This is a genomic window from Micromonospora inaquosa (assembly GCF_003857055.1).
Lineage (GTDB): Bacteria > Actinomycetota > Actinomycetes > Mycobacteriales > Micromonosporaceae > Micromonospora > Micromonospora inaquosa.
On sequence record NZ_QGSZ01000142.1, the window covers coordinates 1 to 21,026 of the forward strand.

22 protein-coding genes are annotated in these 21,026 nt (G+C 71.0%); 11 read left to right on the plus strand and 11 right to left on the minus strand.

Features of this window, described 5'->3' with window-relative positions; genetic code table 11:
- Window positions 1–182: 182 nt before the first annotated feature.
- Window positions 183–713, minus strand: coding sequence for a M48 metallopeptidase family protein (locus DLJ59_RS05585; RefSeq protein ID WP_124771436.1), 531 nt, complete (start codon window positions 711–713; stop codon window positions 183–185).
- 511 nt (window positions 714–1,224) lie between these two features.
- Between DLJ59_RS05585 and DLJ59_RS05590 the strand changes: the two genes are divergently transcribed.
- The 3 genes from DLJ59_RS05590 (at window position 1,225) to DLJ59_RS05600 (ending at window position 4,088) form a co-directional block, all read left to right on the plus strand.
- The gene (locus DLJ59_RS05590) at window positions 1,225–1,395 is read left to right on the plus strand and encodes a DUF5679 domain-containing protein (protein WP_167457767.1); all 171 of its coding nucleotides are present in this window, start codon (window positions 1,225–1,227) and stop codon (window positions 1,393–1,395) included.
- 222 nt (window positions 1,396–1,617) lie between these two features.
- Window positions 1,618–2,730, plus strand: coding sequence for a TOMM precursor leader peptide-binding protein (locus DLJ59_RS05595; RefSeq protein ID WP_124771438.1), 1,113 nt, complete (start codon window positions 1,618–1,620; stop codon window positions 2,728–2,730).
- Window positions 2,727–4,088: an ABC1 kinase family protein gene (locus DLJ59_RS05600; protein WP_124771439.1), complete on the plus strand. Its 1,362-nt coding sequence runs from the start codon at window positions 2,727–2,729 to the stop codon at window positions 4,086–4,088. Before DLJ59_RS05595 ends, DLJ59_RS05600 begins: the two co-directional genes overlap by 4 nt.
- A gap of 326 nt (window positions 4,089–4,414) precedes the next feature.
- Here the strand turns inward: DLJ59_RS05600 and DLJ59_RS05610 are convergent, their stop codons facing one another.
- From DLJ59_RS05610 to DLJ59_RS05620, 3 genes are all read right to left on the minus strand, one after another.
- On the minus strand, window positions 4,415–4,780 hold the full coding sequence (locus DLJ59_RS05610; RefSeq protein ID WP_124771441.1) for a WhiB family transcriptional regulator: 366 nt from the start codon (window positions 4,778–4,780) through the stop codon (window positions 4,415–4,417).
- A gap of 130 nt (window positions 4,781–4,910) precedes the next feature.
- The gene (locus DLJ59_RS05615; protein WP_208648565.1) at window positions 4,911–5,126 is read right to left on the minus strand and encodes a hypothetical protein; all 216 of its coding nucleotides are present in this window, start codon (window positions 5,124–5,126) and stop codon (window positions 4,911–4,913) included.
- Window positions 5,127–5,280: 154 nt separating this feature from the next.
- Entirely contained in the window at window positions 5,281–7,446 is a 2,166-nt protein-coding gene (locus DLJ59_RS05620; RefSeq protein WP_124771443.1) for an ATP-dependent DNA helicase UvrD2, read from the minus strand.
- 92 nt (window positions 7,447–7,538) lie between these two features.
- Here DLJ59_RS05620 and DLJ59_RS05625 point away from each other — a divergent pair, with 92 nt between their 5' ends.
- Window positions 7,539–7,781, plus strand: a complete 243-nt coding sequence (locus DLJ59_RS05625; protein WP_030337579.1) for a mycoredoxin — start codon at window positions 7,539–7,541, stop codon at window positions 7,779–7,781.
- Between the two features lie 9 nt (window positions 7,782–7,790).
- On the opposite strand, the gene DLJ59_RS05630 is transcribed toward DLJ59_RS05625, so the two are convergent.
- Window positions 7,791–9,119: an MFS transporter gene (locus tag DLJ59_RS05630; RefSeq protein ID WP_124771455.1), complete on the minus strand. Its 1,329-nt coding sequence runs from the start codon at window positions 9,117–9,119 to the stop codon at window positions 7,791–7,793.
- A 214-nt stretch (window positions 9,120–9,333) separates the two neighbouring features.
- Between DLJ59_RS05630 and DLJ59_RS05635 the strand changes: the two genes are divergently transcribed.
- The 3 genes from DLJ59_RS05635 to DLJ59_RS05645 all read left to right on the plus strand — a co-directional run bounded on the left by DLJ59_RS05635 (window position 9,334) and on the right by DLJ59_RS05645 (window position 11,139).
- On the plus strand, window positions 9,334–10,314 hold the full coding sequence (locus DLJ59_RS05635; RefSeq protein WP_124771444.1) for a helix-turn-helix domain-containing protein: 981 nt from the start codon (window positions 9,334–9,336) through the stop codon (window positions 10,312–10,314).
- Window positions 10,315–10,388: 74 nt separating this feature from the next.
- Entirely contained in the window at window positions 10,389–10,628 is a 240-nt protein-coding gene (locus DLJ59_RS05640) for a DUF397 domain-containing protein (protein WP_030337575.1), read from the plus strand.
- A 235-nt stretch (window positions 10,629–10,863) separates the two neighbouring features.
- Entirely contained in the window at window positions 10,864–11,139 is a 276-nt protein-coding gene (locus DLJ59_RS05645) for a hypothetical protein (protein WP_124771445.1), read from the plus strand.
- 159 nt (window positions 11,140–11,298) lie between these two features.
- Here the strand turns inward: DLJ59_RS05645 and nudC are convergent, their stop codons facing one another.
- The 3 genes from nudC to DLJ59_RS05660 form a co-directional block, all read right to left on the minus strand.
- Window positions 11,299–12,261, minus strand: coding sequence for an NAD(+) diphosphatase (gene nudC / locus DLJ59_RS05650; protein ID WP_124771446.1), 963 nt, complete (start codon window positions 12,259–12,261; stop codon window positions 11,299–11,301).
- 67 nt (window positions 12,262–12,328) lie between these two features.
- Window positions 12,329–13,675 carry a M16 family metallopeptidase gene (locus DLJ59_RS05655; RefSeq protein WP_124771456.1) on the minus strand — a complete coding sequence of 449 codons (1,347 nt, stop codon included), beginning with the start codon at window positions 13,673–13,675 and terminating at the stop codon, window positions 12,329–12,331.
- Between the two features lie 2 nt (window positions 13,676–13,677).
- Complete coding sequence (locus DLJ59_RS05660; protein WP_124771447.1) at window positions 13,678–14,988, minus strand: M16 family metallopeptidase; 1,311 nt, start codon at window positions 14,986–14,988, stop codon at window positions 13,678–13,680.
- 319 nt (window positions 14,989–15,307) lie between these two features.
- Here DLJ59_RS05660 and DLJ59_RS05665 point away from each other — a divergent pair, with 319 nt between their 5' ends.
- Genes DLJ59_RS05665 through DLJ59_RS05680 form a run of 4 tightly spaced genes read left to right on the plus strand, consistent with a single transcriptional unit; the run spans window position 15,308 to window position 18,443 of the window.
- Window positions 15,308–16,372, plus strand: a complete 1,065-nt coding sequence (locus DLJ59_RS05665) for an ABC transporter substrate-binding protein (RefSeq protein WP_124771448.1) — start codon at window positions 15,308–15,310, stop codon at window positions 16,370–16,372.
- Window positions 16,369–17,148 carry an ABC transporter ATP-binding protein gene (locus tag DLJ59_RS05670; RefSeq protein WP_124771449.1) on the plus strand — a complete coding sequence of 260 codons (780 nt, stop codon included), beginning with the start codon at window positions 16,369–16,371 and terminating at the stop codon, window positions 17,146–17,148. The genes DLJ59_RS05665 and DLJ59_RS05670 overlap by 4 nt, the downstream gene beginning before the upstream one ends.
- Window positions 17,138–18,022 (plus strand): ABC transporter permease, encoded by an 885-nt coding sequence (locus tag DLJ59_RS05675; protein ID WP_124771450.1) that lies wholly within the window; start codon window positions 17,138–17,140, stop codon window positions 18,020–18,022. The genes DLJ59_RS05670 and DLJ59_RS05675 overlap by 11 nt, the downstream gene beginning before the upstream one ends.
- A 1-nt stretch (window position 18,023) precedes the next feature.
- A complete protein-coding gene (locus tag DLJ59_RS05680) occupies window positions 18,024–18,443 on the plus strand; it encodes an RrF2 family transcriptional regulator (RefSeq protein WP_124771451.1) in 420 nt (139 codons plus the stop codon).
- Window positions 18,444–18,550: 107 nt separating this feature from the next.
- On the opposite strand, the gene DLJ59_RS05685 is transcribed toward DLJ59_RS05680, so the two are convergent.
- The 3 genes from DLJ59_RS05685 to cspE all read right to left on the minus strand — a co-directional run bounded on the left by DLJ59_RS05685 (window position 18,551) and on the right by cspE (window position 20,807).
- Window positions 18,551–18,751: a hypothetical protein gene (locus DLJ59_RS05685; RefSeq protein WP_124771452.1), complete on the minus strand. Its 201-nt coding sequence runs from the start codon at window positions 18,749–18,751 to the stop codon at window positions 18,551–18,553.
- A 317-nt stretch (window positions 18,752–19,068) separates the two neighbouring features.
- Window positions 19,069–20,382 (minus strand): DEAD/DEAH box helicase, encoded by a 1,314-nt coding sequence (locus DLJ59_RS05690; RefSeq protein WP_124771453.1) that lies wholly within the window; start codon window positions 20,380–20,382, stop codon window positions 19,069–19,071.
- A gap of 221 nt (window positions 20,383–20,603) precedes the next feature.
- Window positions 20,604–20,807 carry a transcription antiterminator/RNA stability regulator CspE gene (gene cspE / locus DLJ59_RS05695; protein WP_007464836.1) on the minus strand — a complete coding sequence of 68 codons (204 nt, stop codon included), beginning with the start codon at window positions 20,805–20,807 and terminating at the stop codon, window positions 20,604–20,606.
- Between the last annotated feature and the right edge of the window lie 219 nt (window positions 20,808–21,026).

Genomic DNA, 21,026 nt, shown 5'->3' on the forward strand with positions numbered 1-21,026 from the left:
CGGCCACCCCACCCGGCCCGCCTACCCGGCCGGGTTCGGCAACTTGATCGACTCGGTTTCCGTGAAGTCGGGGTGTCCTGGCGCCACCGATAGCGCGGCATTCAGGAAAGCGAGTGGATCTAGGCTGATCGCGCCTCAGGCGGCGTCCGGGCGCGGCACCCGGAGGCGTCGGAGGGTGTTGATCAGGTAGGGAGCGGTGCGCAGGAGGCGGCGGCGACCCCTTCGAGGTAGCCGCGGGCGCGCTCCGCCTTGGGGTAGCGACCAACCAACGCCCAGAACCGCGCGTTGTGGCTGGGCACGATGAGATGCGCCAACTCGTGGAGCAACACGTAGTCGATCACCCATTCGGGCATCTCCTGGACGCGGTGCGAAATGCGGATGCTGCGGTCTGCCGGTGTGCAGGAGCCCCACCGGCCGTTCTGGTTGGTGACCCAGCGGACGCTGGCCGGCACCGCCTTGGTGGGGTATTCGGCGAGGTAGAGGTCGATGAGCCGGTTGGCGCGGGCCAGCAGCTCGGCGTCGGAGCGGGCGAGGCGCCCCTCCCGGGCGGCGAGCCGGGCGAGCATCCGGTCGACCCATTCGCTCTCCTCGGCGCGGGAGAACTGGTCGGGGATGAGGACGACCACTCGCTCACCGTCACGGTACGCGGACACCGTGCGTCGTCGACGCTGGCTGCGCCGCACCTCGACGACCGGCTTGCGCGTCCCAGCCATCACTGGCCCGCGCAGCCTCGGCTACGTGTCACGAAGGAAAGCTAATGCCCACTGACCAGGGGTCCGCAAGAGTCAACCGCACGACGCGCGCCCAGAAAGTGGTGATTGGTCGCTAGGCGTCCCGAAAATTTCTTGACCGCAGCGCCATCGCGCCATCTCGTCACCCTTTGTGAACGCCGATGGCGCGGGTACGCGGCACTTCCCCACCGTAGGTGATCACCGTCCCGGATGCCGCCGCGGGGGCACTCGCACGGGTGGCTGTCAGGGTTTGGTCGGCGTGTCCCCGCCAAACTGACTTATCCGACCTATTTCGCCATGCACACTCTCGACGTCGACTTACTCACAGTGTCGATGCACAGCTGACATGGAACTGCCCAGACCTGGGTAGGGTCCGCGGACCAGCGGTCACGAAGGTGGCCGCGGAGTGAGACCCAGCGCCGGCGCCCGTGTGGCCCGCCGCCGGGCCCCCGCCGGAACGGCATTGACCGGCGGACGAGACGAGGAGGGCATCGTGGCCGACCAGGCCCAGACGACCTACAACGGTTACTGCGTGAAGTGCAAGGAGAAGCGGGACTTCGAGGGGCACGTCGAGGTCTCGAAGACCGGAATGAACATGGCCAAGGGCAAGTGTCCGGTATGCGGAACAACAGTGAACCGCATCCTGGGCAAGGCCAAGGTCTGACCCGAACGGGTTGAACGGGGTGGGGTGGCCGGTGGCCACCCCACCCCGTCGCCGATCGGGAATTCGGTGCCAACCGGCGTCGGTGGCCCTGTCAGGTGACCGACAACAGGGACAGCGGGCTGTGGAAAACTCGCCAAATCCTGTGGATAGCGCTGGACAGCGGCCTGGCCGCCTGTGGACAACGATCGACCAAGCGCGAGGATGCGGTCACGATTCGTGACCATGAGCCGCACCGTACTGCCCCGCCCCACCCTGCTGCCCGGCCTCAACCGGCTCTGGCGGGACCGGCACACCCTCCAGCTCGGCGTCGGCCCCGGGCCGGCCGTCCTCCTGGAGCTGGCCAACCCCCGCGCCGCCCACCTGCTCGACCTGCTCGACGGCACCCGCAGCGAGCGCACCGTGCTCGCCGAGGCGGCGACCGCCCAGATCAGCACCGACGACGCGCGTACCCTGCTCGACACCCTGCGCGGCGCCGGCCTGTTGGTGCCCGCGCACAGCCTGCTCCCCCGCGACCTGACCGGCCCGGTCCGTGCCCGGCTCGCGGCGGAGGCCGGCGCGCTGGCCCTGACCGCCGCCCGACTGCCCGGCACCCCGGCACAGGTCCTGCGTCGGCGGCGGGCGGCCCGCGTCCTGCTCACCGGCCCCGGGGCGCTCGGTGGGCCGCTGACGGTGGCGTTGGCCCAGTCCGGCGTGGGGCAGGTGATTCCCCAGCTCACCGGCCCGGTACGCCCCGTCGACCTGATCGGCACGGGGATCCCCGCCACCGACCTGGGTCGCCCGCTGGCACCTGCGGTGCGAGCCGCGGTCAACCGCGTCGCGCCGGGCACCGGCACCCACCCGAGCCGCGCCGGACGGATCGACCTGGTGATCCAGCTCGGCACGGACCGGCCCCCCGCGCTGCTCGCCGCCGGTCTCGCCCAGCGCCGGCAGCCGCACCTGCTGGTCACCCTCCGCGAAGGCGTACCGGTGATCGGGCCGTTGGTCCGCCCGCCCGTCGGGCCCTGCCTGCACTGCGTCGAGCTGCACCGGGCCGACCGCGACCCGGACTGGCCGCGGCTCGCCGCTCAACTCGCCGCCGTCGAACCGGTGGCCGCCGGAACGACCGGCACCCTGCTCGCCGCCTGCGGGTACGCGCTGGCCGAGGCACTGACCCAGCTGGACGGGGGCCAGCCGGAGACGCTGGGTGGCGCCATCGAAATCACCGGTGCCGGCCGTTTCCGTCGTCGGGGTTGGCCGCCACACCCGGCGTGTGGGTGCTCGCAGGGGCGAGTGTCCGCACCAGCCCGGCCGCAGAGCAGCAGGGGGGCCCTCCGGTCGGTAACAATGACCGGGTGACCGACATCCCGCGCCGCGCCGTGTCCCGCACCGCCAAGCTCGCCGCCCTGCCGCTCGGCTTCGCCGGCCGCACCGTTCTCGGGATGGGAAAGCGCGTCACCGGGCTCGCCTCCGAGGTGATCTCGGCGGAGATTCAGCAGCGCACCGCCGAGCAGCTGTTCAGCGTGCTGGGCCAGCTCAAGGGCGGGGCGATGAAGTTCGGCCAGGCGCTGTCGGTCTTCGAGGCGGCGTTGCCGGAGGAGATCGCCGCGCCCTACCGGCAGGCGTTGACGAAGTTGCAGGAAGCTGCGCCACCGCTGCCGGCCGCCAGCGTGCACAAGGTGCTGGCCGAGCAGCTCGGCCCCGACTGGCGCGACCTGTTCGTCGAGTTCAACGACGTCCCGGCCGCCGCCGCGAGCATCGGCCAGGTGCACCGGGCCCGCTGGCGCGAGCCGGGGGTCGACGAGACGGGCGCACCGAACAGCCGCGACGTAGCGGTCAAGATCCAGTATCCGGGGGCCGGCGACGCCCTGCTCGCCGACCTCAAGCAGCTCTCCCGGCTGGGCGGGATGTTCCGGGCCATCCAGCCCGGCCTGGACGTCAAGCCGCTCCTGGCCGAGCTGCGCGAACGGATCACCGAGGAGTTGGACTACGAGTTGGAGGCCGAGTCGCAGCGCACCTTCGCCGCCGCGTACGCCGACGACCCGGAGATCTACATCCCGGAGGTGGTCAACGCCTCGCCCCGGGTGCTGGTCACCGAATGGGTGACGGGCACCCCGCTGGCCGACATCATCCGCGAGGGCACCGAGGAGGATCGGGACGAGGCCGGCCGGTTGATGGCCACCCTGCACCTCTCCGCGCCGCAGCGGGCTGGGCTGCTGCACGCCGACCCGCACCCGGGAAACTTTCGGCTGCTGCCCGACGGTCGGCTCGGGGTGATCGACTTCGGTGCGGTGGCCCGGATGCCGGAGGGCACCCCGGAGCCGATCGGTCGGATCGCCGCGATGGCCCTGCGTGGCAATGCCGACGAGGTCGTGGCGGGGCTGCGGTCGGAGGGGTTCATCGGCTCGGCCGAGGAGATCGACGCCGAGGGGGTGCTCGACTTCATGCGCCCCATGCTGGAACCCATCGCGGCGGACGGCTTCCGGTTCACCCGAGCCTGGCTGCGGGCCGAGGCGGGTCGACTGGCCAGCCCTCGCTCCCCCACGTACCAGCTGAGCAGGCAGCTCAACCTGCCACCGTCGTACCTGCTGATCCACCGGGTGACACTCGGGTCGATCGGGGTGCTCTGCCAGTTGGAGGCGAAGGCCCCCTACCGCAGCATCCTGGAGCGCTGGCTGCCCGGCTTCGCCCCGGTCGCTGACAGCGCCGAGGCCTGAGCCGGCTGACAGCGCCGGGGCCCGAGCGGCTCACGACATGGGGAAGGGCGGGTGCCGGTCGGCACCCGCCCTTCTGCGTGGGGTGGTACTAGAGAACGCCCAGGTCGCGAGCCGCCTGGTTGCGGCCGGTCATGGCGACGGTACGGGCGGATCGGGTTGCCTCAGTGCTCGTGGTGGTACGACCGGCCTGAGGCCGGCGCATTCGAGCCCGGGTCAACGCTTCGTGGAGTAGTTGCATCTCGAAGGCTCCACTCGGAATGTTCAACATCGTTTTCTCGCTCACTGCCGGTGTCACACCGGCGTAGTTGGAACTGGTCGGGAACATGTCAGGCTGCTAGCCGGACCGCGCCACGCGCCTCGGACAGCCCACTGGCCGCCAGGCGCGCCTCGGCCTCGACCCGAAGCTCGGCATCACGGGCGACGTCCTCCTTACGCGGACGGCCACGGGGCCGCTTACGCGGAACAACCGCGCCACGCTCGAAGATCTCGCCGCCCCAGACGCCCCACGGCTCCGCTCGCTCAACGGCTCCGGCCAGGCATTCGACGCGCAGCGGGCAGTCCCCGCAGAGCGACTTGGCCAGCTCGAGCTCGGTGGGCGAGTCGGAAAACCACAGGTCGGGGTCGAACTTCCGGCAGGGCAGGTTCGCCTCCATCTCGACGCTCATGTCGAGGGGGGCCAACGCCAGACTCATCTCCCGGTCACCTCTCTCTCACTTCGATCTCGTGGATCGCATTCCGACGTACTTACGGCGGGCAAAAAATTAAGGCCGCGGATCCCGGTAAGCGGGTTCCGCGGCCTCGAGGTGAGCCGGAGTCTGATGGTCAGACCGGTTTACCTCGAGGTGGAACGCCGCGGACATCCATGCGCTTCTTGGCGACCCGGATGCCATTGCCCGTGAAGCCACTGGTCCCCTCGACTCCGGTGGGCGCGACGGCCAGGATCAGCTCGGCCTGAACCTGGTGCACTTGCGGAACCGACGGTCGTGCAGCCGTGAGGGCCACCGGCACAGCCGACAGCGGAGCGTGGACAGACGGCATCGCCGCCAGACGCTCATAGGTGAAGATCTCCACGGGTGCCACCTCCCTCACGTTCCTCGAATCGACTGGACCGACCCTGTGAGCAGCCGGAATGGCGCCGCTCGCGTGGTGTGTCCTGAGGTTATTCCTCGCGCCGGGGCGAGGGCAAACGAATTTACGACGAGATTTCGAAAGTTTTCTCTGGGCAGACATCGTCCACCCCGGCACCAGCCACGAGCGCCAGCACCGACTCACCGTAGAGGCCCAGCTTGCGCGGGCCGATACCGGCGATGGCGATCAGCTCCTCCGACCGGCCGGGTCGCCGCTCGGCCAACGCGACAAGCGTCGCGTCGGTGAAGACCACGTACGCCGGGACCTTCTGCGCACCGGCCACCCGCTGCCGCCACTCGCGCAGCCGTTCGTGCAGCTCATCGTCGATGTCGGACGGGCAGGTAGGGCAGCGGCCGAGCTTGCGGTCCGGGCCGGCGAGCAGGGTGGCGCCGCAGATCCGGCAGGAGACGATCTGGGTTCGCCGCCGCTCTGGACGCTGGGCCGGACCGGTGCCGCCGGTCGCTCGTTCGGTGCCGCCGGAGCGGTCCAGTTGGGGCAGGAACCGCGACGGCCGCCGGGCCCGTCCGCCCGGCGAGCGCGCGGCAGCGTACGACAGCCAGAGCCACTCCCGGGCGCGGGTGATCCCGACGTAGAGCAGCCGGCGCTCCTCCTCGACCTGCTCGACGGTCTTGGCGTACGTGGTGGGCAGGGTGCCTTCGGCGAGGCCGACCAGGAAGACCGCGTCCCACTCCAACCCCTTCGCCGAGTGCAGGGACGCCAGCGTCACGCCGTCCACCGTCGGTACGTGCTGCTGGGCGGCCCGGCGGGCCAGTTCCTCGGTGAAGTCGGTGAGGGTGACCGGGCGCTCCACCGAGGCGGCCTCGCCGATCGGCACGACCTCGGGGGTGGCCGCGTACTCCTCGGCGAGCTGGACCAGCGCGGACAGCGCCTCCCATCGCTCGCGGGCCGCGCCACCGGCCGGGGGTGCGTCCGGAGCCCAGCCGACGGCGGTGAGTGCCTCGACCACGGCGGCCGGCAGCGGTGTCTCGCCCGGGATGGACCGGGTGGCGGCACGCAACGCGACCATCGCCTGGCGCACCTCGGCCCGTTCGAAGAACCGCTCCGCGCCCTGCACGACGTACGGCACCGCGGCCTCGGTGAGCGCCTTCTCGTACGCCTCGGACTGCGCGTTGACGCGGAACAGCACGGCGATCTCCTTCGCCGGCGTGCCCGCGTCGATCAGCGACCGGCAGCGCGCGGCCACCGCGTTCGCCTCCGCCGGCTCGTCGGTGAAGATCCGCAGATCCGGTTCGGGGCCGGGCGGGCGCTGCCCGCTCAACTCCAGCCGCAGGCGCGCCTCGGTGCCCCGGGCCTGGGAGATCACCGCGTTGGCCAGCCCGACCACCTGCGGGGTGGAGCGGTAGTCACGGACCAACCGAACCACCGTGGCGCGGCGGTGCTTGCGCGGGAAGTCGACCAGGTACGCGGAGGTCGCCCCGGTGAACGAGTAGATCGTCTGGCTGGCGTCCCCGACCACGGTCAGGTCGTCGCGGCCGCCCAGCCAGGCGTCCAACAACCGTTGCTGGAGGGGGTTGACGTCCTGGTACTCGTCGACCACGAAATGCCGGTACTGGCCACGGACCTGCTCGCCGACGTCCGGGTGCTCCTCGATGCCCCACACCGCGGCCCGCAGCATGTCCTCGAAGTCGATCACGCCGTTCGAGCGCTTGAGCTGCTCGTACGCGGTGAACACGTCGGCCACCTTCGCCGGCTCGTGGGGTGTGTCGCGCAGCGCCCGGGCCGCGGCCACCACGTAGTCCGTCGGTTCGACCAGCGACGACTTCGCCCACTCGATCTCGCCGGCCAGGTCACGGGCGGCGGCCCGGTCGGTACGCAGGCCGACCCGGGCGGCGGCGAGGGTGACCAGTCGCACCTTGCTGTCCAGCAGTTCGGGCATGGCGCGGCCGGCCAGCAGCCGGGGCGCGAAGTACCGCACCTGGCGCAGCGCGGCGGCGTGGAAGGTCCGCGCCTGCACACCGCCCACCCCGAGGACGGTGAGCCGACTCCGCATCTCGGCGGCGGCGCGGGCGGTGAAGGTGACCGCGAGCACGTGCCGGGGGGAGATCTCCCCGGAGAGCGCCCGGTGGGCGATCCGGGAGGTGATCGCCCGGGTCTTGCCGGTGCCGGCGCCGGCCAGGATGCAGACCGGGCCGGCAGGTGCGGTCACGGCGGAGCGCTGCTCCGGGTCCAGCCCGGCGAGCACCTGTTCCGACGCTGAGTGAACCACCACAACCAGGAATCATCTCAGCTCCTCCCAGCGTTGCAGCGAACAGCCTCGGCTTGATCCGCAAGCCGCGGCCGGAGGAGTTGGAGGATCCGACCATGCTGACGATGTATTCCACCCCCTGGTGCGGCTACTGCCACCGGCTGAAGTCGCAGCTCGACCGGGAGGGCATCGGGTACGAGGTGGTCGACATCGAGCAGGACCCGAAGGCCGCGGAGTTCGTGATGAGCGTCAACGGCGGTAACCAGACGGTGCCGACGCTGCGCTTCGCCGACGGCAGCGCCCTGACGAATCCCTCGATCACCCAGGTCAAGCAGCACCTGGAAACCCTCAACGCCTGATCTGCCGGTTCACTCGCGACGAGCGGCCGCCCCACCCGGGGCGGCCGCTCGTCGTGGGTCGGTGGGTGCCCCCAGTCCGGGTCGGTCGGTGTCCTCGGCCGGCCGGCGGGGTGCCGGGAGCATCGGGCGGGTGGGCGGCGTCGGCCGGCGGGCCCCGGTTGGCGTGCTCAGGTGCCGCCCCCGCCACAGGTAGCCGCCGGCGGCCAGGGTGGCCACCCCGACAAGCGCGAACAGCAACCGGTAGTCCAGGAACCCGACCAGCAGGGCACCCGCCCCGATGGAGAACGCCTGCGGCCCGCTGACCACCGCCTGGGTGGCGGCGGCGACCCGGCCGACAAGCGCGGGCGGAGTGCGGCGCTGGATCAGCGTGTGCAACCCCACCATCGTCAGTGGGAGCGAGACCCCGGCCAGCAGCACCGCCGCGAACCCGAGCCGCAGATCCGGGTACGCGAGCGCGAGCGCGGCCGGAGAGAAGAAGGCGACCCCGGCGGCCATCGTGCCGACCTCTCCGAGCCGGCGGACCAGCGTCGGTGAGCAGAGCCCGCCGAGCAACCCACCCACACCCTGCACGGTGACCAGCACACCCACGAACGCGGCATCCCGGTTCAGCCCCTGGTCCACGTAGGCGAAGATGAGCGACTCGCTGAAGCCCATCACCAGTGAGCCGAGCCCGTAACCGAGCAGGGCCCGCCGCAGGGCCGGTTCGCCGGCCAGGTGCCGCAGGCCGGCTCCCAACTCGGCCGGCCACCGCAGCCGTGCGGCCGGCGGCACCTGTTGGGGGGTGGGCAGCGCGGTCACCACCGCCGCCGCGGTCAGAAATCCGACCATGCCGACTCCGGCCAGCGCCCACCCGCCGAGCGCCGCGTAGAGCGCCGCGCCCATCAGCGGGCCGACCAGTCGTATCCCCTGGCGTACGGTCTGGAGCACGCCGTTCGCCTCGGCCAGCAGCTCGACCGGCACCAACTCGCGGATGAGCCCGCTGAGCGCCGCGCCGAGCGTGATGGACGAGAGTCCGTACAGGGCGGCCACCAGATAGACGACCCAGACGTCGCCCGCGTCGTGGACGGTGAACAGCGGGGCGAGCAGGGCGGCGGTCACCACGTTCGCGGCCACGAAGAACGGTCGGCGCGGGTAGCGGTCGACGACCCAGCCGACCAGCGGTGCCAGCGTCATCGGCGCGATGACCGCGAAGATCGTGGCACCGGCCAACCCGTCGGAGCCAGTCAGATCCTTGACCCAGATCGCGAGTGCGAGCAGCAGGATCGACTCGGCGGTCATGCTGGCCAGTAGGCCGCCGAAGAGCAGGCGGAAGTCGGGTCGGCGCAGGATCGTGCACATGGGTCCCTCCGGCGGGGATGGCGTGCCCGGGTGGGCGAAGTCGACGGCCGCGACCGCGGGTCCGTCGTCGTCCGACATTCCCTTGGTCCGATTTTCGCAAGACACGCCCTCGCCGGAACGTCCGACGCCGGTCGCGCCGTCCATACTGACCGTGGGGGGCGAATTTCATACAGTTACCGTCGCGTCTGCGGCGGTCGACGGGAAAGAGGACACTGTGCCTCCTGCCGCACCCAGCCCGATCCTGCGTCGTCGCCGGTTGGGCATCGAGCTGCGCCGCCTGCGTGAGGCCGCGGGCCTCACCGGCGATCAGGTCATCGAGCGTATCGGTTGGGCGTCCGCGTCCAAACTGTCCCGCTTGGAGAACGGCCGCAGCCGACCGGACCCGCAGGACGTCGGCGACCTGCTCGACCTCTACGGCGCCGACCAGGCGCTGCACGACGAGTTGCTGGGCATCACCAACGAAGCCGGCGACATGCGCGGCTGGTTGAAGAACTTCCCGGTGATGACGCAGCAACAGCGCGGCTGGGCCGAGTTGGAGGCGGGCTGCGCGGAGATCTCCGAGTACAACCCGGTGCTGGTGCCCGGCCTGTTGCAGACCCCCGGGTACGCCCAGCTCCGGATCGTGTCGGCCCGCCAGGTGAACGCGGGCGCGGGCGAGCCGGAGCCTGGCGACGAGCCGGAGACCGAGGTGCAGGCGCGGCTGGCCCGACAGTCGCTGCTCACCCGGGAGCCGCACGCTCCCCGCTACACGGCCGTGTTGGAGGAGGCGGCTCTCGGTCGCCGGGCCGGGCCGCCGGAGGTGCTGCACGAGCAGTTGCTCCAACTGTGCGAGCTGGCCCTGCTGCCGAACGTGACCCTGCACGTACTGCTCCGGGACACCCAGGTCGGCAATTGGTACCTTCCGCCGACCGCTTTCTCGGTCTATCGGTTCGCGGATCCCCTCGATCCGGAGACATTGGCCATCGAAGGTGGCTTCACCGACGTCATGTCGACCGAGTCAATCACGCTAAATCGCTATAAAGTGGTGTTCGAGTGGCTATGCACGGCGGCACTTGACGCCTCGGACACCCTCTCCTGGCTGATCGAGGCGACGGGACGGCTGACCGAGGCGACGTCCCCATCCACAGTGGCGTTCGGGCCGGCAACGGCGCCGACCCAGCGCCGCCAGGGTTCGGAGCGACTGACGGACCGGTGATCCACGGGGGACCCTCCGTCAGGACGTGCGGCACCACTCGTCCCATTGGATCGCTGCACGTCAGGAGCAGAACCATGAACGACATCCGCAACACGCCGTCCGTCTCCGCCCACTCGTTGGCGGACGCCCCGTGGCGTACCAGCACCCGCAGCCAGACCTCCAACTGCGTGGAGGTCGCCCCGCTCGCCACCGGCCCGTCGGCGGTCGCCCTGCGCGACAGCAAGGACCGAGGCGGCCCGGTGCTGCTGTTCAACCGCGCGGGTTGGCTCGGTTTCATCACCGGAGCGAAGAAGGGCCAGTTCGATCTGAACTGATTAGGTCACCGGGTACGGGGCCGTCGGCGCACTGCCGACGGCCCCGTCGCGTTGCACCGCCGACCCGGCACGCGATGACCCGCCGACCCTGTTGAGCAGCCCTCGGCCAATCGGACGAGGCTCGAAACCGATAGGCGCGTTTCAGTTGCTGGGACGAACACGGGGCGTAACATGGCCCTCGGATACGTGGAACTTCCACACAGGCTTATCCGTCGCGGTTCATCCGGAGACCCTCATGCGGTTCCTGATCGTTCGCACCGACATCCGCGCCGTCGCCGACGGGGACATCGCCGCCGCCTGGGCGGACGGCCACCGACTTCGCGACGAGACGACAGCGCCCGAGCCGCGGCGGCAGATCGTGCACGCCGAGGACCGGGACGCCGCACTGCTGCTGGCCCGCGCCCTGTCCACAGTCGGCGCGGTCCGCTCTGGCAAGCAGCGGGTCAAGGTCCTGCCGCTGATCGAACCGCGGCCCGCCTTCCGACACAGACCGGGCCGCATCGGCACCTGATTCACAGGTCGTCCGTCGTGGTCGGACCGGCTCCCCCGCCGCGTTACTCGCACCCACCGACCGCGACGGCCCGTGTTCCCGGCCCGTGACCGTCGCGGCAACGGCGGCCACGGGCCGGGACCGCGTTCAGCGGCCGACGGCCACGCGTCGGGACCGCGTTCAGCGGCCGGCGTCCACCCAGCCGTCCAGCCAGCGGTGAATGAGAAACAGCGCGATGGACGACGGTGGCGGCAGGATCAGTCGGGCCCCCTCGCCGACGTCCACCGTCTGCCCGGCCAACGCCGCCCCGATCTCCCGCCGGGAGAACCACCGGGCGTACGCGATCTCGGACGGGTCGACCCGCACCGGGTCCGCCGGGTTCGCGGTGGCCAGGAAGCCCAGCATCAGCGAACCGGGGAACGGCCAGGCCTGGCTGCCCACGTACCCGATGCGCTCGACCCCGATGCCGACCTCCTCGCGGACCTCGCGCAACACGGCCGCCTCCGCCGACTCGCCCGGCTCCACGTAGCCAGCCAGACAGGAGTAGCGGCGACCACCGCCGGGGGTGCCCTGCCAGCTGGCGTTGTTGCCGAGCAGGCAACGGCCGTCCGGGCCGTTGACGCCATCGTGAACGAGCACGATCATCGCCGGGTCGGTACGCGGCCAGATCCGCCCACCATTGCGGTCCACCCGGGACCAACCGGCCTCGTCCATCGCGGTCGGCGCCCCGGTGCTCGTCGAGTAGCCGTGCCGGGTGTGCCAGTTGACCAGTGCCAGCGCGGTGGTGAAGATCCCGGCCTCCCGGTCGGCGAGCAGGTGACCCACCTCGCGGAGGTGGACCGCCCGGGTCCCCGGGATCGCCGGCAGCGGCGCGTCGACCGCGAAGACCGGCACCCCGTCCGGCTCGACACCCAAAAACATCGCCGACGACTCGGACCCGGCGGGCACGTCACCCGCCCCGAACAGCACCAACGTCGGAGGTGACGTCTCGGTACGGGCCAGCGTCCGCCCCTCGTCGGTCGAATCGAGCAGCAGCACCCGAGCGCGCAACCACGCCTCGGTCAACCACTGCGCGTCCCCCCGCCGGTGCGCCGCCCGATCCAGCGTGGACCGCGCCAACGGCGGCGCCGCCTCCCCGCTCACGCCAAGGCTCCGCTGCGCTCCGCGCCGGCGCGAGACGGCCCATCGCTGAACCCCATGGCTCGCTCGCTCATGCCTGTCGCTCGGTGTTGACAGTGGTCAGCGCGGCCAGCCCCGGGGTGACCCGCTCCGCGTCACCGAGCACCACGATCGCCGCCCGAGCCGGTGCCAGGTACCGGGCCGCCGCCTGCGCGACGTCCTCGATACTCGCCTTCGCCAACCTCGCCGCGTACTCGGCGAGGAAGTCCAGGCGCAGACCATTGCCTGCGTACGCGCTGGTCAACGCCGCCAAACCGGCCTGGGTGGACATGCCGAGCTGGAGGGTGCCCAGGGCATACTGCCGGGCCTGCTCCAACTCCTCGGGCTTCGGTGGCAGCGACGCCAACCGACCCAGCTCGTACGTCGTCTCCAGCAGCGCCGGACCGGTGACGTCGGTGGCCACGTCGGCGGCGGCGACCAGCACCGACCCGGCGACGGAGTGCTCGATCACCGAGTGCGGGCCGTACGTGTAGCCCTTGTCCTCGCGGATGTTCTCCACCCACCGGGAGGAGAAGTAACCGCCGAAGATCAGGTTGGCCAGTTGCAGCGGGGCATGGTCCAGGTCGGTGCGCGACACCGCCGGAAGCGCGATCCGCAGCGAGGACTGCACCGAGCCCGGCCGGTCGACCAGCAGCAGCGGCCCCGACTCCAGCGGCGGGGTCGCCGGCAGTTCGGCCGTACGCCCGGCGCCCGACCAGCCGCCGAGTGCCCGCTCCGCCGCGTCCAGCGCCTTCTCCGGCTGCACGTCACCGACCAGCACCAACTGCGCGCCGGCCGGGTGGACCCGCTCCGAGTGCAGGGTGCGCAGCGCCGCCGGCCGGACGGCACGGATCTGGTCCGGCTCGGGCGTCTGCGTCGCGTACGGGTGCCGGCCGTAGATCCGCTTGAGCAGCGCCTCGCGGGCCAGGTGCGAAGGCTGGCTCTGCGCCACCTGGATCCGGTCGACCAGCCGGTCCCGTTCGGTGGCCACCTCGTCGCCGGGGTAACTGGCACCGGTCAGCACCTCGGCCAGCAGCTCCAGCATCCGGTCCAGACCGGTGACCAGGCCGGCGCCGGAGAGCATCAGCCGGTCCGGGTCGACGCCCGCGGAGAGCCCGCCGCCCACCTTCTGCAACTCGGCGGCGATCTGCACGCTGGTCATCGACTCGGTGCCGGACAGCATGGTCTGCGAGAGCATCGCGCCGCGGGCCAGGTGCACCCGGCCGAACGGCACCCAGAGCCGCAGTTCGACTAGGGGCACGGCGGGCCGGCGTACGGCGATCACGGTCAGACCGTTGCGCAGTGTCCGCTCGGCCTGCTTGGGCACCTTGAGCTTGCGGGTCGGCCCCAGCGGCGGCAGCGTACGCGGCCCGACCGGAGCGGTAGTGGTGGTATTCATAGTCATCGGGCGCCTCCGGGGATGACCTCGATGGCGGCCCGGCGCTCCGGACGCAGGGTGGCCGCGGCGGCCCGGACCTGCTCCTCGGTGACCTCGCCGACCAGCCGGGGCAACTCGTTGAGCAGGCCCGGTTCGCCGCGTTGCTGCTCCAGCACGGCCATCCGCAGTGCCCGACCGAGCACCGCGTCGGTGTCCCGCAGCAGGTGTGTCGCCATCCGGGCCTGGGTGCGGGCCAGCTCGCCGTCGGTCAGCCCGTCGGTGGCCAGCCGGTCCAGTTCCTCGTCGACGGTGCGCAGCACCTTGTCCACATCACCGCCGGGCGGCAGGTGCGCCTGCAACAGCAGCGCGGTGGGGTCGCGGACGTCGAACGGGTCGCCCATGAAACCGAGGTATCCGCCGAGGCTGGTCACCGTGCGGTCGCGCTGCACCAGCCGTTCCACCAGCCGCGACGCGTCGCCGTCGGTGAGCACCTCGGCCAGCACCACGTACGGCAGGTAGCCGGCGAAGTCGGTGACCGGGTCGGGCACCCGCCAGGCGCCGGCCACCGCGGGCAGCGGCGCCAGGGCATCGGTGTACGAGGTGCGCCGCTCGGCGCTCAGGTCGGGCTCGGTGAAGTCGGGCCGTTGCGGTGCCGGCCGGGCCGGCACGTCGCCGAAGTGCCGGGTGACCAGCTCGGTCGCCTCGGCCACGTCGATGTCGCCGCTGACGGCCAGTACGGCGTTGCCGCTGGCGTAGTAACGGCGGAAGAAGTCCGCCGCGTCGGCGACGGTCGCGGACTCCAGGTCGTCGAAGGAGCCGTAGCCGTCGTGGGCGTTCGGGAAGGTGTCGAACATGACCGGTGGCAGGGTCAGCCAGGGAAAGCCGCCGTACGGCCGGTTGAGGACGTTGACCCGGATCTCCTCCTTGACCACGTCGACCTGGTTGCGCAGGTTCTCCTCGGTCAGCCGGGGGCCGCGCATCCGGTCCGCCTCCAGGAACAGCGCGCGTTCCAGCGCGTTGCTCGGCAGCGTCTCGAAGTAGTCGGTGTAGTCCAGGTGGGTGGAGCCGTTGAAGGTGCCGCCCGCGCCCTGCACGTGCCGGAAGTGGGCCAGCTTCTCCAGGTTTTCCGAGCCCTGGAACATCAGGTGCTCGAAGAGGTGGGCGAAGCCGGTGCGCCCCTCCGGTTCCGAGCGGATGCCGACGTCGTAGACCACCGCCACCCCGATCACCGGGGCACTGCGATCGGGGGTGAGCACCACCCGCAGGCCGTTGTCGAGGGTGAACCGCTCGACCGGATACTTCGTCGCTGGAATTCTGGATCTCCGCGCCGCCACGGAGTCGACCCTAGCGCGTCGACACCTTCGCCACCCGCGACCTTCCCGGAGCCGCCGCGACCGGGGCGGTCACCAGGGGTAGCACCTCGGTGCCGACCCGCTCGGCCTCCTCGCGGTGCGATGGACGGGAATCAGTGGAAGGTCATCGCGACGTCGCCTCTCTGCCGGTCACCGAAGGTCGATTCACCTAGCAAGCTGGTAGGAAATACCGACATAACTGAGACGCGCCATCCCGTCATGTGGATGGGTCTTGACGCTGATCGCGGCCTGGCCCACTCTTCCTACCAACTAAGTAGGAATACTGCGGATTGGATGGACGATGAGACGGCTCCCCCTGCGCCGATTGGTCACCCTGACCGCCCTCGCCACCCTCGGCGCGGCGACCCTGGGCAGCACCGCCGCGTGCGGCGACAACAGCGAGAACGCGGGCGGCAGCTCCGGCCCGGTGACGCTGCGCCTCGGCTACTTCCCCAACATCACCCACGCCCCGGCGGTCGTCGGCGTGGAGAAGGGCATCTTCGCGGAGAAGCTCGGGACCAACGTCAAGCTGGACCCGAAGACCTTCAACGCCGGCCCGGCCGCCATCGAGGCGGTCTTCTCCGGTGCGTTGGACGCGACCTACATCGGACCGAACCCGACAGTGAACGCCTTCTCCAAGTCCAAGGGCGAGGCTGTCCGGGTCATCTCCGGCGCGGCCTCCGGCGGCGTGGCGCTGGTGGTCAAGCCCGGCATCACCGGGGCGCAGGACCTGAAGGGCAAGAAGATCGCCACCCCGCAGCTGGGCAACACCCAGGACGTGGCGATCCGTTACTGGCTCAAGCAGCAGGGCCTCACCACCACCAAGGAGGGTGGTGGTGACGTCAAGATCGTGCCGCAGGAGAACGCCCAGACCATCGAGACGTTCAACAGCGGCGCGATCGACGGCGCCTGGGTGCCCGAGCCCTTCGTCTCCCGCCTGCTCAACGCCGGCGGCAAGGTACTCATCGACGAGCGTGACCTGTGGCCGGACAAGAAGTTCGTCATCACCAACCTGCTGGTGAGCACGAAGTTCCTCAAGGCGCACCCGGACGTGGTGCAGAAGCTGGTGGACGGCCAGGTGGCCGCCAACGAGTTCGTGAACACCAAGCCGGAGGAGGCGCAGCAGGCCATCTCCGACGCGATCGGCAAGATCACCGGCAAGCCGCTGGACCTGAAGCTGATCAAGCAGGCGTGGCCGACGTTGGAGTTCACCAACGACCCGATCCCGTCCTCCCTCAAGGCCGGGCTCGACCACGCCGTCGACGTGAGCCTGACCGAGCCGGTGGACCTCAAGGGCCTGTACGACCTGAAGTACCTCAACAACGCGCTGAAGGCCGCTGGCAAGCCCGAGGTCGTCCAGCCATGACGTCGACCACGACGACGCCGCAGAGTGCGACCACCGCGGTCGCGCTCTCCGGCGTGACCAAGGTGTACGGACGCGGAGCGAGCGCCGTCCTGGCCCTGGACGGTGTGTCGCTGGACGTCGCGCCCGGCGAGTTCGTCTGCCTGGTCGGCGCGTCCGGCTGCGGCAAGAGCACCCTGCTCAACCTGGTGGCCGGGCTGGACCGGGTCAGCGGTGGGCAGATCACCCTGGCCGGCGACGCCAATCCGGGCCTGATGTTCCAGGAACCGGCGCTCTTTCCGTGGCTGACCGTCGACGCCAACGTGGAGGTCCCCCTCAAGCTGCGCCGGCTGCCCCGGGCCCAACGCCGCGAGCGGGTCGCCGAACTCCTGCGGACAGTGCACCTGGCCGACTTCGGCCGCAAGCGCCCGCACGAGCTCTCCGGCGGGATGCGGCAGCGGGTCGCGCTGGCCCGCACCCTGGCCCTGGACACTCGGGTGCTGCTGATGGACGAGCCGTTCGGCGCGCTGGACGCGATGACCCGGGACATCCTGCACGACGAGCTGGAACGGATCTGGTCCGAGCGCCAACTCTCGGTGCTCTTCGTGACGCACAACGTCCGCGAGGCGGCCCGGCTGGCCGACCGGATCATCCTGCTCTCCAGCCGACCCGGCCGGATCATCTACTCCACCGAGGTGAACATCCCGCGACCTCGTCGGATCGACTCCCCCGAGGTCGCGGCCATCGCCGCCGAGGTCACCGAGCGGCTCCGTACGGAGGTGGGCCGCCATGGCCAGTGACACCCTCACCAGTTCGGCGCGTACCGATGCCGAGATCACCGGCCTGGACGCGCTGGAGATCGCCGGCCGGGACAAGGAGGTCTCCCGGGGCACCCGACTCTGGGCGGCCACCTGGCCCAAGCTCGCCGCGCTGGCCATCGCCATCGCCGCCTGGCAACTCGTGGTCCTCTCAGGTTGGAAGCCGCCGTACTCGCTGCCGGGCCCGCTGGAGGTCGGCCGCGAGTTGATGGCCCAGGCCCAGAGCCCGCAGCTCTGGGACGGCCTGGTCACCACATTGCGCCGGGCCGCCGTCGGGTACGTCTTCTCGGTCGCCGTCGGTCTGCTGCTCGGCCTCGCGGTGGCCCGATCCACGGTGCTGCGCGCCGCCATCGGCTCGATGATCACCGCGTTGCAGACCATGCCGTCGATCGCCTGGTTCCCGCTGGCCATCCTGCTCTTCGAGCTGAGCGAGAAGGCGATCTTCTTCGTGGTGGTGCTCGGTGCGGCACCGTCCATCGCCAACGGGGTGATCTCCGGGGTGGACTATGTGCCGCCGCTGCTGCTGCGCGCCGGCCGCAACCTGGGTGCCCGAGGGCTCAACCTCTACCGGTACGTCATCGCACCGGCCGCCCTGCCGGCGATCGTCGCCGGGCTCAAACAGGGCTGGGCGTTCTCCTGGCGCAGCCTGATGGCCGGTGAGCTGCTCGTGGTCGGCATCTCGCAGACCTCACTCGGCGCCCAGCTCACCTACTCCCGCGAACTGTCCGACGCGCCCTGGCTGCTCTCCACGATGATCGTCATCCTGGTAGTCGGCCTGGTCGTGGACGCCGCGTTCGGCGCGGCGGACAAGGCGATCCGGCGCCGCTGGGGCGTACTGGACCAGGCTGGTCAGTGACGTGTTCGTCTCCGCGCGCAGCGACTACGCGCTCCGGGCGATGCTCGCCGTCGCCGCCAGTGGTGGCGGCGGCGAGTTGGTCAAGGCGGCCAGCCTGGCCGAGGCGCAGGACATCCCGCTCAGTTTTCTCCAGGGCATCCTGCTCGACCTACGCCGGGCTGGTCTGCTGCACAGTCATCGCGGCGCTGACGGCGGGTACGTCCTGACCCGGCCAGCCGACGAGATTACCGTCGGGGACGTGTTACGCGCGGTCGGCGGTTCGCTGACCACGGTGCGCGGCCTGCCGGCCGAGCGAGCCGGCTACCACGGAGTGGCCGCCGGGCTGACCGACGTCTGGCTGGCGGTGCACGGGGCGATCGCCACGGTGGTCGACAGCACCACCCTGGCCAACCTGCTCACCCACGCCCCCACAACGTCCTGAGCGGCGAAGGTGATGTGGTCGGGCCGGTGCCCCGCCGACCCGACCACACCTCGTACCGATCCTGACCGGGCCTGCCCCTCCGCCGGCACCGGTCGGCCGGTCGCTGCTCAGCCCTGGTGCGCGACCGTCGGGCCGAATCCCGGGTCGCCGGGACTGCGCAGCTCCACCAGACCGGCGGGAGCATGGCCCGCCGGGGTGGGATGCCAGGGTCCGAAGGCCGCGACCATGGCGAGGAGCAACCCGGCGAGCCCGACCACGACCACCAGGATCAGTTCGCGTAGCGCCCCCGAGCCGGCTTTGCCCGCCATGATCACTCCTCCCCGTACCGGGTCCCCACCCGGCTTCCCCCCGCTGGTCAGCTTCGACCACCGTCGAGCGGGGCGCAGTCGGCCAGCCGACCCAAGCGAGGCTGATTACCGACTCAGCCGAACGGCCGGGTGGCAGGGGGCATCGCGCAGGAACGGACGTCCCACCGACCGTCGGATTCGGTCAGTGGGACGCCGGACGGGGTCAGCCGATCAGCACCGACCGGTGCACCACAGCAGGGTCTTGAGCGGCGATGGACGAGAACGACACCGACCCGCCCAGCCGAAGCGGGACGGGTCGGTGACGTACGGGAAAGGGATCAGACGGTACGGGGGCGACGCGGGCGGCGGGAGCGCCCCGACGCGCGGTGCGCCGGCCGGGCGCCACCGTCGACGGCCGAGCCGCCGGAGGTACGCGCCCGAACGGCGGGCGCCGGCGGCGCGACGATGGTCACCGGCACACCGGACGGCTCACGGGCACCAGTCACCCGGGCCAACGCCCCGTCACCCGGGCGCACCTGGACCGACTCGGGCCGGATGCCGGCGGTGGCCATCAGCCGGGACACGTCCCGGCGCTGCTCCGGCAGGACCAGGGTGACCACGGAACCGGACTCGCCGGCCCGGGCGGTACGGCCGCCCCGGTGCAGGTAGTCCTTCGCCTCGGTCGGCGGGTCCACGTTGACCACCATGTCCAGGCCATCCACGTGGATGCCACGCGCCGCCACGTCGGTGGCGACCAGTGCGGTCACCTGACCGTTGCGGAACTGCTCCAGGATCCGGGTGCGCTGCGGCTGGGACTTGCCGCCGTGCAGCGCGGCCGCGCGTACGCCCTTGGAGAGCAGTTGGCGGGCCAGCCGGTCGGCGCGGTGCTTGGTGCCCATGAACAGGATGGTGCGGCCCTCACGGGCGGCGATCCGGGTCAGCGCGTCGGGCTTGTCCGCGGCGTCGACGTGCAGCACGTGGTGGGTCATCGCGGTGACCGTCGCGGTGCCCGGGTCGACCGAGTGGGTGACCGGGTTGCTCAGGAAGCGGCGGACCAGCCGGTCCACGCCGCCGTCCAGGGTCGCGGAGAAGAGCATCCGCTGCCCCTGCGGCGCGACCTGCTCAAGCAGCTTGGTGACCTGCGGCAGGAAACCCATGTCGGCCATCTGGTCGGCCTCGTCGAGCACGGTGATCTCGACCTGGTCGAGCCGGGCGTCGCCACGGTTGATCAGGTCATGCAGCCGGCCGGGGGTGGCGACGACCACCTCGGCGCCGGAGCGCAGCGCGTCCGCCTGCCGCTGCAACGACAGACCGCCGACGACAGTGGCGCAGCGCAGCCCGACGGCGCGGGCGTACGGGGCCAGGGCGGTGGTGACCTGCTGAGCCAGTTCGCGGGTCGGCACCAGCACCAGGGCCAGCGGACGACCCGGCCGCGCCTTACGGCCGGCGGTGCGGGACAGCAGCGGAAGCCCGAAGGCGAGGGTCTTGCCGGAGCCGGTACGACCCCGGCCCAGCACGTCCCGGCCGGCGAGCGAGTCGGGCAGCGTCGCCGACTGGATCGGGAACGGCTCGTTGATGCCCTGCGCGGTCAGCGCGGTGAGCAGCGCCGGCGCCAGACCGGTATGAGCGAACGAGGGAATAACTGTGGTCATGCGGAAGCCTTCCTCGACGCGGCACGTGTCGAGGGAGGGCGCCGAAGTCGGCGCTGTCACCAGCGGAAAAGACCGCCAGGACTCACAAGCACGAACCGAAGGGAGTACAGGCCGGCCCGCCGCCGGGCCGCCGCCTGCATACGCAGGCGACAGCGGGGCGGGCCGGTCCCGTCACCGTCACACCCGGAGGGCGCGACAGGTAATGCTGACCGATCCGAAGATCAGAGCGGGCGGATGTTCTCCGCCTGCGGGCCCTTCTGGCCCTGGGTCACCTCGAACTCGACCCGCTGGTTCTCGTCCAGGCTCCGGTAGCCGGAGGACTGGATCGCCGAGAAGTGGGCGAAAACGTCGGCGCCGCCGCCGTCCGGGGTGATGAAGCCGAAGCCCTTGTCAGCGTTGAACCACTTCACGGTGCCAATAGCCATGTGTTTCGTCTCCTTGACGGAACGTCGGACACGCACTTGTTGCGTGCCCGAAGAGGAGCGCTCCGCGCGGGGATGCGCGAATCGCCTGTCGCTTCTGGTCGCCCCGCCCGGAGAACTCCGGACACAACAAAGAGCGCCTGGGGCCACAATCCCGCCAGGCGCACACAGAGTCTCTGGTAACCAAAACTGCAACCCGGTCAACCTACCACGGTTTTCCCC

What these genes read in the sequence shown, in the direction of transcription:
- DLJ59_RS05585 (WP_124771436.1), bottom strand. Translation starts at nt 713, where the DNA reads ATGGCTGGGACGCGCAAGCCGGTCGTCGAGGTGCGGCGCAGCCAGCGT.
- DLJ59_RS05595 (WP_124771438.1), top strand. Translation starts at nt 1,618, where the DNA reads ATGAGCCGCACCGTACTGCCCCGCCCCACCCTGCTGCCCGGCCTCAAC.
- DLJ59_RS05610 (WP_124771441.1), bottom strand. Translation starts at nt 4,780, where the DNA reads ATGAGTCTGGCGTTGGCCCCCCTCGACATGAGCGTCGAGATGGAGGCG.
- DLJ59_RS05615 (WP_208648565.1), bottom strand. Translation starts at nt 5,126, where the DNA reads ATGCCGTCTGTCCACGCTCCGCTGTCGGCTGTGCCGGTGGCCCTCACG.
- DLJ59_RS05625 (WP_030337579.1), top strand. Translation starts at nt 7,539, where the DNA reads ATGCTGACGATGTATTCCACCCCCTGGTGCGGCTACTGCCACCGGCTG.
- DLJ59_RS05630 (WP_124771455.1), bottom strand. Translation starts at nt 9,119, where the DNA reads ATGTGCACGATCCTGCGCCGACCCGACTTCCGCCTGCTCTTCGGCGGC.
- DLJ59_RS05640 (WP_030337575.1), top strand. Translation starts at nt 10,389, where the DNA reads ATGAACGACATCCGCAACACGCCGTCCGTCTCCGCCCACTCGTTGGCG.
- DLJ59_RS05645 (WP_124771445.1), top strand. Translation starts at nt 10,864, where the DNA reads ATGCGGTTCCTGATCGTTCGCACCGACATCCGCGCCGTCGCCGACGGG.
- DLJ59_RS05655 (WP_124771456.1), bottom strand. Translation starts at nt 13,675, where the DNA reads ATGAATACCACCACTACCGCTCCGGTCGGGCCGCGTACGCTGCCGCCG.
- DLJ59_RS05665 (WP_124771448.1), top strand. Translation starts at nt 15,308, where the DNA reads ATGAGACGGCTCCCCCTGCGCCGATTGGTCACCCTGACCGCCCTCGCC.
- DLJ59_RS05670 (WP_124771449.1), top strand. Translation starts at nt 16,369, where the DNA reads ATGACGTCGACCACGACGACGCCGCAGAGTGCGACCACCGCGGTCGCG.
- DLJ59_RS05675 (WP_124771450.1), top strand. Translation starts at nt 17,138, where the DNA reads ATGGCCAGTGACACCCTCACCAGTTCGGCGCGTACCGATGCCGAGATC.
- DLJ59_RS05685 (WP_124771452.1), bottom strand. Translation starts at nt 18,751, where the DNA reads ATGGCGGGCAAAGCCGGCTCGGGGGCGCTACGCGAACTGATCCTGGTG.
- DLJ59_RS05690 (WP_124771453.1), bottom strand. Translation starts at nt 20,382, where the DNA reads ATGACCACAGTTATTCCCTCGTTCGCTCATACCGGTCTGGCGCCGGCG.
- cspE (WP_007464836.1), bottom strand. Translation starts at nt 20,807, where the DNA reads ATGGCTATTGGCACCGTGAAGTGGTTCAACGCTGACAAGGGCTTCGGC.